The sequence below is a fragment of the Pseudorhodoplanes sp. genome (assembly GCF_046289595.1).
GTDB lineage: Bacteria > Pseudomonadota > Alphaproteobacteria > Rhizobiales > Xanthobacteraceae > Pseudorhodoplanes.
In genome coordinates, this window is record NZ_JBKBVB010000127.1 from 1 (window position 1) to 12,571 (window position 12,571).

Annotated in this window: 11 protein-coding genes; 3 read left to right on the forward strand and 8 right to left on the reverse strand. The window is 63.8% G+C overall.

Features of this window, described 5'->3' with window-relative positions; translation table 11 throughout:
- Positions 1–288 precede the first annotated feature (288 nt).
- Entirely contained in the window at positions 289–1,011 is a 723-nt protein-coding gene (locus tag ACK41X_RS19755; protein ID WP_409726795.1) for a hypothetical protein, read from the reverse strand.
- Positions 1,012–1,345: 334 nt separating this feature from the next.
- Between ACK41X_RS19755 and ACK41X_RS19760 the strand changes: the two genes are divergently transcribed.
- Positions 1,346–1,948, forward strand: coding sequence for a superoxide dismutase (locus tag ACK41X_RS19760; protein WP_409726797.1), 603 nt, complete (start codon positions 1,346–1,348; stop codon positions 1,946–1,948).
- Positions 1,949–2,101: 153 nt separating this feature from the next.
- Positions 2,102–3,685 (forward strand): glycosyltransferase family 39 protein, encoded by a 1,584-nt coding sequence (locus tag ACK41X_RS19765; protein WP_409726815.1) that lies wholly within the window; start codon positions 2,102–2,104, stop codon positions 3,683–3,685.
- Positions 3,686–3,718: 33 nt separating this feature from the next.
- Here ACK41X_RS19765 and ACK41X_RS19770 read toward each other — a convergent pair whose 3' ends face one another.
- The 3 genes from ACK41X_RS19770 to ACK41X_RS19780 all read right to left on the reverse strand — a co-directional run bounded on the left by ACK41X_RS19770 (position 3,719) and on the right by ACK41X_RS19780 (position 6,119).
- Complete coding sequence (locus ACK41X_RS19770) at positions 3,719–3,901, reverse strand: hypothetical protein (RefSeq protein ID WP_409726799.1); 183 nt, start codon at positions 3,899–3,901, stop codon at positions 3,719–3,721.
- A 176-nt stretch (positions 3,902–4,077) separates the two neighbouring features.
- Positions 4,078–4,350 carry a hypothetical protein gene (locus tag ACK41X_RS19775; protein WP_409726801.1) on the reverse strand — a complete coding sequence of 91 codons (273 nt, stop codon included), beginning with the start codon at positions 4,348–4,350 and terminating at the stop codon, positions 4,078–4,080.
- A gap of 68 nt (positions 4,351–4,418) precedes the next feature.
- Positions 4,419–6,119: an MFS transporter gene (locus tag ACK41X_RS19780; RefSeq protein ID WP_409726803.1), complete on the reverse strand. Its 1,701-nt coding sequence runs from the start codon at positions 6,117–6,119 to the stop codon at positions 4,419–4,421.
- A gap of 316 nt (positions 6,120–6,435) precedes the next feature.
- Here ACK41X_RS19780 and ACK41X_RS19785 point away from each other — a divergent pair, with 316 nt between their 5' ends.
- Positions 6,436–7,959: a porin gene (locus ACK41X_RS19785; protein WP_409726805.1), complete on the forward strand. Its 1,524-nt coding sequence runs from the start codon at positions 6,436–6,438 to the stop codon at positions 7,957–7,959.
- A 253-nt stretch (positions 7,960–8,212) separates the two neighbouring features.
- On the opposite strand, the gene ACK41X_RS19790 is transcribed toward ACK41X_RS19785, so the two are convergent.
- From ACK41X_RS19790 to ACK41X_RS19805, 4 genes are all read right to left on the reverse strand, one after another.
- Positions 8,213–9,268: a hypothetical protein gene (locus tag ACK41X_RS19790; protein ID WP_409726807.1), complete on the reverse strand. Its 1,056-nt coding sequence runs from the start codon at positions 9,266–9,268 to the stop codon at positions 8,213–8,215.
- Positions 9,269–9,288: 20 nt separating this feature from the next.
- Complete coding sequence (locus tag ACK41X_RS19795; protein WP_409726809.1) at positions 9,289–9,735, reverse strand: hypothetical protein; 447 nt, start codon at positions 9,733–9,735, stop codon at positions 9,289–9,291.
- Positions 9,736–9,814: 79 nt separating this feature from the next.
- A complete protein-coding gene (locus tag ACK41X_RS19800) occupies positions 9,815–11,209 on the reverse strand; it encodes a M20/M25/M40 family metallo-hydrolase (protein ID WP_409726811.1) in 1,395 nt (464 codons plus the stop codon).
- A 127-nt stretch (positions 11,210–11,336) separates the two neighbouring features.
- Positions 11,337–12,571: helicase HerA-like domain-containing protein (locus tag ACK41X_RS19805; protein WP_409726813.1), on the reverse strand; the 1,235-nt coding region annotated here is incomplete at its 5' end.

A 12,571-nucleotide genomic window follows, 5' to 3' on the forward strand; every position in this document is an offset into this window, starting at 1 on the left:
GACCGCCGTCAGCAAGCGTTGTTCGCAGGCGGTCAGGTGCGGTGCGGGGGCGCCGCAGCTGGCGATCGGCGTCATGCGCAGATCGTTGGCCGCCATCGTCGGTGGCCGGCGCAATGCTGCGGGCCGATGCGCTGCCTCGCAGGTTCGCCGGTTTTCGCTTATTTGCCGGTGCATGATGCCTCTCTATAGGACTTAATACCTATAGAATGCAACGGCGTCAGGCGCAGGGGGATAACTTTTTCGCAGCGTTTCGGAAGCGAGCTATGCCGGTGGTTGTCGCGGCGTCGATCAGCCGTTCTTTTCGAGGTGGTTGCGCAGTTCCTCGATCGAGCCGAAGCGGACGACGCCCTGCGCCAGTTCGGCCTCGATCGAGCCGTCGGTGTAGAGCGTATAGGCCATCCCATCCACCACGCCGGATTTGAGCACGGTGACCGGCTCCGCCGCAGTCTCGACCTTGGGCTCACGGCGCAACGGCGGCGTCGGCCTGTCGGGCCTTTCCACCGGGGCCGCTTCCGCGGAAACGTCCGGTATCGCGGGACGGCGCGGCTCGGGCGGTCTGACCGTTGCCGCCGGGCCCGCTGGACGGGGCGGACGCCATCCGGCGCGGGCGGGCGCTGGCGGCGGGCTGGCCGGTGGCGCGGCCATGTCTTCTGCGGGCGGAATCGGGGAGCGCGACGGCGGCCGGACCGGTTCGGGCTTTTCCGGCTGCTCGAACTCGTCGGCAGGCGCCCGCGGCTGCAGCGCCCGCGGTGGCGGCGAAGCCGCGGCACCAGCGCTTGGCGCGGCTGCAGCCGCGGCCACCGGCCTCGCGGCCAGCATTTCCGCAATCCTGGACAGCTGGGCAACGGCCCGGCTGATGGCGAATGTAACAAGACCGCCAGTCGCGGTCACCGTACCGGCCAGGATCAGCGTGTTGCCGAGACTGAACTCATTAATCGGAATGCCGAACCCGATCAGGATGGCGCCCAGCGCGATCGCCAGCATCCCGACCACCATCAAGATAAAAGCCATTCCGCCGGTCCTCGCCCCGTCGCCACAATTCTGAAGGAATTGTGACTGCCTTCCTGTTTCCAAGCAAGCAGCGCCTTCGGCGTGCCGCAATTGTTGATCGCTCTCTGCTTAATTCGCCAATTGATCCAGCGCCACCTCAGCTGTGAGAAACGCCGGGGAAAATTCTTCGTTCCAGCGCCCGGTCCGGCTTGCCGCGCCTTGGTGCCGCGCCTTGGTGCCGCGCTGCAATAATGTTGCGTCCTTATCGCCCAGGGCCTAACTGTGACCCGGCCGGCGACGCATGATCCGCCGGCACGACGCCTTTAACGTCACCCGTAACCGCGAGCACCATCCCATGTCATTTTCGTTGCCCGATCTGCCTTATTCGTACGACGCCCTCGCCCCCTACATGTCGCGAGAAACGCTCGAATATCACCACGACAAGCATCATCTGGCTTACGTCAATAACGGCAATAACCTGCTCAAGGGGACCGAGTGGGAGGGCAAGTCTCTCGAAGAGATCGTCAAGGGCTCCTTCGGCAAGAATGCCGGCCTCTTCAACAATGCCGGTCAGCATTACAACCACATCCATTTCTGGAAATGGATGAAGCCCGGCGGCGGTGGCGACAAGATTCCCGGCGCGCTGGAAAAGCAGATCGTGTCCGACCTCGGCTCGGTCGCCAAGATGAAGGAAGACTTCGCCCAGGCGGGCGTCACCCAGTTCGGCTCCGGCTGGTGCTGGCTCGCGGTCAAGGACGGCAAGATCGTCATCATGAAGACCGCGAATGGCGAAAGCCCGCTGGTGCACGGCGCCGCGCCGATTCTCGGCTGCGACGTGTGGGAGCATTCCTATTACATCGACTACCGCAACCGGCGCCCGGACTACCTGAAGGCCTTCGTCGACCATCTGGTGAACTGGGACTACGTGGCGGAAATGTACGAGAAGGCCGCCAAGTAGGCCTTCGACCTTTGCGCGAAACACATCTTGCGCGATCCTCGACAATATCCGGTGCGGCCGCCTCACACGGCGGCCGCATCCATGTTCAGGCATCCCTTGGCCTGGATCGGTAACGCCCCGGAGCAGGACCGCCTCACGCCTCTTTGCGACGGCATGGCCTGGCTTCTCCTCGGCATCGTTGCCGGCCTCGCCTATCGGACCTTCGCCGATTACGGCCTCGGATGGGACGACTACACCCATTCGCAATACGGCCAGCTGCTGCTCGACTATTACGCATCCGGCCTTGCGGACAAGCGGGCGCTGTCCTTCGTCAATCTCTACATGTATGGCGGCGGCTTCGACATGCTGGCGGCGCTCGTCGCCAAAGTCCTGCCTTATGACCTGTTCGAAACACGGCGCCTGGTCGGCGCCGCCGTCGGCATTGCCGGGATGGTCATCGTCTGGCGCCTTGCGCGCAGGCTGGGCGGACCGGCAGCGGGACTGATCGCGCTCGCCCTGCTGGCTCTGGCGCCGCTCTATTACGGCCACATGTTCATCAATGCGAAGGACGTGCCGTTCGCGGTCGCGATGACGCTGCTGCTGTTCGGCCTTGTGCGCGCGATCGAGGATTATCCGCGGCCGCGTATTGTCACGGTCGTCATCGTCGGGATCGGGCTCGGGCTTGCGCTCGGCACCCGCATCATGGGCGGCATGACCGCGCTCTATATGGTGCCAGCGATGGCTATGCTGATCAGTCACGATTTTCGCATTGGCGGATGGCGCGCCGCCGCTCGCGCGCTCGGCGTCTTCGTGATGAGGCTCGCGCCCGGCCTTCTGCTCGCCTATGCGGTGATGGCCGTGGTGTGGCCCTGGTCCGTTCAGGAGCCGCTCAATCCGGTCCGCGCCATCGGATACTTCTCGCACTTCTTCGAAAAGCCCTGGCGTGAAATGTTCGCGGGCCGGCCGATCCTCGTGCCGGACATGCCGCACAGCTACCTGCCGACCTACCTGGCTCTGAAACTCCCGGAAGTTTTGCTCCTGCTCGGCGGCGCAGGTCTCATTGGGGCCCTCGCTGCGCAGTTCTGCCGCGACATGCCGATTAGGAGGCGCGCCGCTCTGTTGCTGGTGGCGATGGCGTTCATCGTGCCGGTGGCGATCGCAATCGCAACGCGGCCTGCGATGTATAACGGCATCCGGCACTTCGCCTTTGTTCTGCCGCCGCTCTGCGTGCTTGGCGGATGGGCTGCAGCCGGAATGCTGCGATGGCTCTCGCGGCACTCGCGACCGGCGGCGGCGGCTGGCGCGGTTGCAATCGCTGCCGGGCTTTCCTTACCGGCCTATCACATGGTGACGCTGCATCCCTATCAATACACATTCTTCAACACGAGTTCTGGCGGCGTTCGCGCGGCGGATCGCGGCTACATGCTCGATTACTGGGGCTTGTCGTTCAAGGAAGCCGCCGACGAATTGCTCGGCATCCTTGATGAAACGGGCAACCACACGCCGGAAGGCCGCCGCTGGGTGATTGCAGTCTGCGGCCCGCATCCGCCGGCCGCGCTCGAACTCGGTGAGGATTTCCTGACCACCTGGAACACCAAGGGCGCCGACTTTGCACTGATGCTCGGCGAGTTCTATTGCGCCGAATTGAACGCACCGGAACTCGTGCGCATCGAGCGCGAGGGCGTGGTCTATGCCCGCGTCTACGATCTGCGCGGACGCAACATTCCCGACCTGTTCACGTTGCCGCCGGTACAGTGAAAACGCGCGCCCGCAAGAAAACCGCGCGGCAGACTATTCGGCGGCCTGCTGCATCGGCTCGAGGAACGCGTCGGTGGCCCGAATCTGGTGCGAGGTCCAGCAATGCGGGCACCACACCGACAATTTCATGTTGCGCATTTCCAGCAGCGTAACCGTGTCGGTCTCAATGCTGGTCGTGACGACGCGTCCACTTCTTGGACATTTGTATTTGAGCATGACGGACGCAACCTCCACCGCCCGGCAATCCTATGCTGCGCGCGATTCGAAAGATGCGGCGGCGGTAGGTATCCACCGCTTATCCACAATTTCTTCACGCGGGTGACACAGAACTGTCGCAACGCAAAAAGCCCGGCAGATTGCCGAGCTTTTTCAACGAAGACTGAGTCGCCTTGTCAGAGAAAGCGGCACTGACGCATGCCAGCCCGGTCGTACCAGCATTCCTGATGCCGGCCGGAGCGCAGATACGGCGGAAGCTGCGGGCCGCCGACCGCAACGCCGACGAGGGTTCCAATCACCGCGCCGGAAGGGCCGCCGATGATCGCGCCGACCCCGGCGCCGACAGCCGCGCCCGTCACGACACTTCGGCCGGGCAGATAATCCTGCGCCACCGCCGGAGCCGCCCCCAGACCGAAAACGAAGATTGCGGCCACCAGCACCCTGCGCATTGCCGATCTCCATGCCGGGGAACGCCCCCGATGAGGCGGCATCAGACGTCATTAACGTTAAGATTCCGTCACTCTGCCGCGCCCGCCCCGCGCCTTGTCCGCGCAACGCTGAGCAGCACCACCGGAATGCCGGCAAGCGCACAGATTGCGGTGCCGACGATCACACCGGCCGGCATTCCCACATCCATCATGTAGCCGAAGGCCGGCGGCGCCAGCACGCCGCCGATGTTGAAGCCGGTGGTGACGAAGCCGAACACCCGCCCGAACGCGCCGGCCGGGGTCACCGCGCGCACGATCATGTCGCGCGAGGGCTGCAGCACGCCGTTGAAGAAACCGGACAGCGCCATCAGCGCAATCAGCAGCGTCGCGTTCAGATCCATGAAGGCGATCGGCAGCAGCGCCACGCCGCTGACCAGAAGGCCGATCAGCGCCACGGTTTCATGGCGGTCGGTGCGCGAGGCCAGAAAGCCGCCCACCAGCACCGCGACGGCGCTCAGCATCAGATACACCGTGATCGCCGTGGTCGCGAGCGACAGCTGTGTCCCCCACAGCGCCTGCAGCGCGACAATGCCGTAATTCTGGGTGCCGACCGAGACCGCGGCGATCAGCATGAAGAACACGAGATTGAGCATCACCGGCCAGGTCGCAAGCACCCGCCAGTCGCCCGCCGCTGGCGCGGAGGCATCCATCGCCTTGGCGCGGACGGATTCGCGTCCGGCCAGCGGGCTGCCGAGCGCCATGATCGCGATGGCGACCGCAATACCGAGCAACGCCGCGGCGACGAAGGCGACGCGCCAGCCGAACGCGCTCGCCAGCATCACCATGGCGGCCGGCGTTACCGCGGTTCCGGCAAAGCCCGCGAAAATATGGATCGAGAAGGCTTGCCCGACCCGCCCGGGCGAGACCCGGTTCGACAGCAGCGCATAATCGGCGGGGTGATAGACCGTATTGGCGAGACCGAGAAACGCGAAAGCCAGTCCGAGCAGCAGGAACACCGGCGCCGCGGCAGCGAAGAGCAGCGACGCGGCGCCGAGCAAGAGACCGGCAACCAGCATGGAGCGCGCCGAGGTGCGGTCGACCAGAAAGCCCGCCGGCGTCTGCAGCAGCGCCGAGATGATGTTGAACACCGCGATAACGAGGCCGAGTTCAGTGTAGCTGACCCCGAATTCCGCCCGCACGAAGGGGAAGACCGGCGGCAGAACCAGAATATAGATGTGGCTGACGAAATGCGCGGCGCCGACCAGCCCGATCACCCGGACATCGGACGTGCGCGGCAGGCTGGCGTCGATGGTGGTTGGCGTCATGACAGGATTCCCGGCTGGCGAAGCGGGACATAGCACGAACCATGGCGCTTCCGGCATGCGGTCTGCGAAGATGGCGCGGCGGCTGCGCGCATGCGTTGCAGCGAGCGCCCAAGCCAGGCCCGATGCCACGCCGGCGGTTCCCTGCGGCAAGATCGGGGTTCCCTCCCCGGCAAAGCCCCTGCACCCTCTGGTTAGGCGCGGCTGACATTGGAGAGGTCTGCGTGCCCTGAGATCGTAATCGCCTGACAGTTGGCCACCGCTGAACCGGGCGCGGACCGAAAAATCCCGGCGCCAGCGATACCAGCCGGGACCGTTCCAGGCGTTGAAATAGAAGCAATATTGCGGGCCGCGATAGACCATGACCTGCACGTCGTCGACGATCGTCACCGCCTCGCCACTTCCGCTCAGGCCGCCGCCACCGGGCAACGTGAAGGCATGCGCAGGCACCGCGACGCCGATGGTCATCGCCGCTGCCGATGCAATGAGAATGCTCTCATGGCTGGCGTCTCCTTGGTGTTTCCGCACACACGAACGCGCGGCGTCACAAACAGCCGGAATCTCAAATCTGCATCGGAGCGAACGTTAGAGAGAGGACGGCACAACCTGCATCGCTCTCATCCTTCTCACACCGATACGATGGTGATTATCGAACGACATCGGACGCTCGCTTCTCCAAGTTCACCCTCGTGTCATCCAATCGTGATGCGGGGCGTCCATGCACGAAGCGGCAAAACAACAATGCCGAATGAAGCCTGAACTCTTGGAAGGGGCGTAACTGAAAATGAACGTGCTGAAAACGATGCTCGCTGCTTCGGCGGCGGCTCTGCTGGTCACCGGGACGGCTCACTCGGCCGATCTGCCGGTGAAGGCCAAGGCGGTTGAGTATGTGAAAATCTGCAGCCTGTACGGTACCGGCTATTACTATATCCCGGGCACCGACACCTGCATCAAGATCGGCGGCTATGTCCGCTACGAAGCGTATCACAACGCGCCGCAGGGTTCCTACCCGAACAACAACGCGACCGGGGCGTTCACCCGCACGGCCAATACCTTTGCGCAGCAATCACGGTTCCGGCTGACCGGCGATGTGCGAACGCAGACCGAATATGGCACGCTGCGGGCGTATTTCGCCTTCGGCTTCAACGTCCGCAACGGCATCAACGAAAACACGCCTCCCAGCGTGTCGGTGGCGATGGAGCGCGCCTTTATCCAGTTCGCCGGCTTCACCATCGGCCGCGCCGAAACCTTCTTCACCCTGCTGAGCATTTCGTCATACGGCTTCATGACCAACACCTTCGATGCCGGCACGACCTCGACCGGCATGAACCTTCTCGCCTATACGTGGCAGCTCGGCAACGGCCTGTCGGCATCGCTGTCGCTGGAAGACTCCGCGGGCCATAACAAAGGTATCGTCAATCTCGGCAATGCTGCGGCAGCAGGCAACACCGCAGGCGTTCTCGGCGCGGCCCCGTTCGCATCCTCCAATACCAGCAGCGCACGCGGCGTCACCGTGCCGGATATCGTCGGCAATATCCGCGTCGATCAGGCGTGGGGTTCGGCCCAGATCATGGGCGCCCTGCACCAGAACGCCGCGACCTACTATTTCAATGACAACACGCCCAACTGCAACGGCGGCGGCAACCGCACCACGATGTGCGGCCATCCGGATGAGAAGTGGGGCTGGGCGGTCGGTGCCGGCCTGACGTTGAAGATGCCCTGGGATTCCAAGGACACGCTCTCCGGGCAGATCGCTTATGCCAAGGGCGCATCCAGCTACGTGGCGTTCGCCAACTCAAACAACGGCCTGCACATGAGCGGCGGAATCGCGCTCGGCGCCTTCAATGACGCGGTGTATGGCGGCGTCGGTCTCGCCGGCAACGGCGTCAGCGCGCTTGAGCTGACCGAGACCTGGGGCGGCACGGTCGCGTTCGAGCATTACTGGACGCCGAGCCTGCGTACCGCCTGGACGTTCGGCTATATGAGCGTGCAATACAGCGATGCGGCCAAGACGCTGATCGCCAATCTCGGCCAGCGCTGCATCGGCACCAGTATCACCATCAACGATACCTCGAAATGCGATCCGGATTTTTCGTCGTGGCGCGTCTCCTCGCGCACCATGTGGACGCCGGTACGCAATCTCGATATCGGTGCTGAAATCGCCTACACGCAGGTGGACACCGCCTTCAAGGGCGCGGTGGGCACTCTGACCGCGTCCAATAACGGTCTCGCGGCCGGCAACTACGTCCTGGAAGATCAGGGCGTGTGGTCCGCCGCTGTGCGCGTGCAGCGAAGCTTCTGGCCGTAACCAAAGCGATACCGGCCGACCCGCGCGGCCGCAGGCCCTTTCACAACAACCCCCTTGTGAAGGGCCACATCACTGGCCAGAACGGCTGGTCTCCGCAGATCGCGGGGACCAGCTGTCTTGCGTGTGGCTATGACGATTGAGTTGCGGGCCGGGCTCGCCGACTCTGCTGGCGGTCGTCGGGTAACCAGGCAGCGACGATGCACCGGATCTCCGCACCAGGCCGACGATGACCGCTGCAATGCAAAGCGCGCATCTATCCGCGCGTACGCAGGCCGAGCGTCTCGAGCTTTTGCATGTTCACAAAGTCCGACTGCATGTCGATGATGAACCCGCCCCCGTAACCCTCGACCCGCATGGTCACCCATGGAGCATTGACCGAATGGCGCGGCGTGACCAGGCGGCCCGCCCGATAATCGAGCGAGCGAATGCGGCTGCGCGGGAAGCGATGCCAGCGAAACAGGAGCGAGGCGGTGCAGACCGCAATCTCGCCATCTCGCTCCTTCATGCCGATAACATAACGCCGGACATAGAAATGCATCGCCACGGCAACGCCGGCAAGCGCCATGGCGGCTATCGGCCAAGCTGGATCGATCGTGGTGTAGACATGCTGGTAGAGTGTACCGCCTGCGAAAATCAGCGTGGCGGCGACAAAGCCCCAATAAACCAGCCTTACCTTCATCGCCTGCCAGCGATTGACCACGACAGCATCGGGTGAAAGGGAGACGCCGCTTTCGTCGCCAATTCCTTCGAGGGCGGCGATGCCGAGTTGCCTTGCTTTTTGCGCCACCGTGCGGCGACCAACGCCGCCGGATTTCGCGATGGCCAGCGGGATCGAACGCGCCTGATCGGGATGTTTCAACACGATGGCAAGGAGCGGCGTCTTGGTGTTGCCGATCAGACGGGTGCCGCGATTGATCTGCGCCACGCCCTCGAAAGCTGCGAGCGGCTGCGACCATGATCTGTCGCTGACCAGATCGCGCTCCCTCACCGCTACCACGTCATCGATCGTGACCGAGACAGTGCGGAAGGCCGCATTCAGCTGCGGCCAGAGCCACCACGCGAGTGCGGCAAGAAAGACCGTGAGCAGAATGGCCACGATTGGCACGACGTAGGTCTGAAGCCCGAGTGACGCCGCAAGCAGCATCGCGGCGGCGACCGTGACGGCCGCGCCGAGCGCCAACCAGAACAGTGTGAGGAGACCGACGATGTAACGCTCAGCCGGGTCGCCCCGCAGCACGAAATGCGCCGGCCGGTCCGAGAGGTCGGCATCGAAGGGGAAAGGCGCGGGCACCCCGTCGAAAACTGTCATGGTCGGCGCGCCCAGCGACCCTATTGCGGTGTGTAATAGCCCTCCGGGAACAGCGCCGCGGGCTCGGTCTTGAACTTGAAATTGGTGACGGCGTAACCGTCGCGGTTCTTCTTGATGACAAATGAAAAATAGACGTAGTTGGTCTGGCCGTAGAGCGCCACCCAGGTAACCTGACGCAGCACGTCGCCGAACTTTACGTCGGCGGCTTTTTCAATGAACACCGGCGTGCCGCCGGCGCCGAGAGAACGCAGCGACGCGGCAAAGGGCTCGCTCAACGGCTTGTCGATCAGGCGGAAAAAGTTGCGCGACACCTCGTCAAATTTCTGGTCGCGGATATTGTCGATGGTCTGCTTCATCCATGAATCGGGGTCTTTGAGCACCACGATATCGGCACGGACCGGCGAGAACGCGAGCGCCGCAGGCAACAGCAATGCGAAAATGACGACCGCTAGCTTGACGATTCTCACCACGCGATCTCCATGACATTTGTGATTGGAGCGGCCACTTTGGCAAACCGCTTCCCGCAGGGCAACCGTGGGGATCTTATCATTCCGCCAGCGCCGCCAGAATCCGTGCCCAGCTGCGCGTGCCCTTGTGGAACGAGGTCAGATCGTATTTCTCGTTCGGCGAATGCACCCGGTCGTCGTCGAGCGCAAAGCCGACCATGATCGAATCCATGCCGAGCACGCGCTTGAAATCGCCGACGATCGGGATCGAGCCGCCGGCGCCGACCGTCACCGCCTTGTGGCCCCATTCCTCCTGCAACGCATGCCGCGCCTTCGCCAGCGCCGGGCTGTCGAACGGCAGTTGCAGGGCCGGCGCGCAGCCGTGGTTTTCGAACGCGACCTTGCAATCGGCCGGCACGCGCGCGCGAATGAAAGCGCGGAAGGCATCGCGCACCTTTTCCGGATCCTGATCGCCGACCAGACGGAACGACACCTTCGCCTTGGCCTGCGAGGGAATCACGGTCTTGGCGCCCTCGCCCGTATAGCCGCCAACGATGCCGTTGACGTCGCAGGCCGGCCGCGTCGAGATCATCTCGATCAGCATGCGGTCCTTCTCGCCGACCGGAAACTTCAGGCCGATCTGGCCGAGGAATTCCTCCGCCGTAAGGTTGAGTGCCTTCAGGTCGGCCCTGATGTCGGCGGGCAGCTCCGGCACGCCGTCATAGAAGCCCGGAATGGTGATGCGGCCGTTGTCGTCATGCAGCGCCGCCAGCGCCGTTGCAAGAACATGAATGGGATTCGCCGCAGCGCCGCCGAACAGACCCGAATGCAGATCGCGGTCCGCCGCCGTCACGGTCACGTCCTCGTAGACGAGCCCGCGCAGCGAGGTCGTCACGGATGGCGTGGTCCTGTTCCACATCGCAGTGTCGCACACGAGCGCCATGTCCAGTTTGAACTCATCGGCATGGTCTTTGACGAACGGGAACAGCGATTTCGATCCGCATTCCTCCTCGCCTTCGATCATCATGGTGATGTCGAGCGGCAGCGAACCGGTCACGGCTTTCCAGGCGCGGCAGGCCTCGACGAAGGTCATGAGCTGCCCCTTGTCGTCGCAGGCGCCGCGCGCCACGATGATCTTGCGGCCATTACCGAGGTCTTCGACGCGCGGATCGAAAGGCGGCGTGGTCCACAATTCCAGCGGGTCCACCGGCTGCACGTCGTAATGGCCGTAGAACAGAACGCGCGGGCCGCCGTTCTGCGTCTCGGGTTTTGCGATCACCACCGGATGGCCGGAGGTCGGCCGCACCTCAGCTTTCAGTCCGAGCGTGCCGAGATCCTCCGCCACGAACTCTGCCGCGCTCCTGCATTGATCGGCATAGGCCGGGTCGGTCGAGATCGACTGGATGCGCAGGAAATCGAACAGGCGCGCAAGCGAGGCATCGAGATCGGCGTCGATGCGGTCGAGGACTTTGGGCAGGGCTTCGCTGGGGGTCATGCTAACCGTCTCGGTTTTCGTCATGGCCGGGCTTGTCCCGGCCATCCACCTCTTGGCCGCGTAAAGTAAAGACGTGGATGACCGGCACAAGGCCGGGCATGATCATGGTTGAAAGCCGGTGCCGCGGCTACCGTCTTAATATTCCGCCCAACGTGCCGCGCACGATGGAGCGGCCGACCGATGCGCCGGTCCGGCCGCCGATCTGCTTGCCGATCGCGGCCGCTACTCCGCCGACGACAGTCGTCGTGACCGTTCGCGCGACGCTGCGGGCGACCTGCTGGCTGGTGGTCAGGGTCTCGCCGCGCTTCCTGTTGGTGCCGAAGATCGAGCCGATCCAGTCGCCGATGCCGCCGGAACTTTGTTCGGCCGGCGCCGCTTCCCGCTCGACCCGCTTGCTCAGCATTTCATGGGCGGATTCGGAATCGATTTCGGTGTCGTATTTTCCCTTCACCGGACTGCGCGCCATGATCGCGGCGCGTTCCTCCGGGGTGATCGGGCCCATGCGGCCGGCCGGCGGGCGGATCATGCAGCGCTCGACCATCGAGGGCGTGCCCTTCTCTTCCAGGAACGAGACCAGCGCCTCACCCTTGCCGAGCTCCATGATGACCCGCGCGGTGTCAAGCTTGGGGTTCGGACGGAACGTGGTCGCGGCGGTCTGCACCGCCTTCTGATCGCGCGGGGTGAAGGCGCGCAATGCATGCTGCACCCGGTTGCCGAGCTGCGCCAGCACCTTGTCGGGAACGTCGAGCGGGTTCTGCGTGACGAAATAGACGCCGACGCCCTTGGAGCGGACGAGCCGCACCACCTGCTCGATCTTGTCGAGCAAGGCCTTCGGCGCCTCGTCGAACAGAAGATGCGCCTCGTCGAAGAAAAACACGAGCTTCGGCTTGTCGGGATCGCCGACCTCGGGCAGTTCCTCGAACAATTCGGAGAGCAGCCACAGCAGGAAGGTGGCATAAAGCCGCGGATTGCCCATCAGCTTGTCGGCGGCGAGGATGTTCACATAGCCGCGGCCGTCGCGATCGGTCTTCATGAAGTCGCGCAAGTCGAGCGCGGGCTCGCCGAAGAATTTTTCGCCCCCCTGGTTCTGCAGCACCAGCAGCGCGCGCTGAATGGTGCCGATGGTCTGCCTGGTGACATTGCCGTAGCTTGAAACCGCGCGCTTGATTTCGTCGAGCTGCGCGTTGCCGGTTCCTTCTTCGGCTTCCTTCTTGGTCGCGAACGGCGCAATTGCATCGAGAATCGCCCGCAAGTCCTTGAAATCAAGGAGCGGCAGGCCCTGATCGTCGGCGATCTTGAAGGCAATATTGAGCGCGCCCTCCTGGACGTCGTTTAAGTTGAGCAACCGCGCCAGCAGCAACG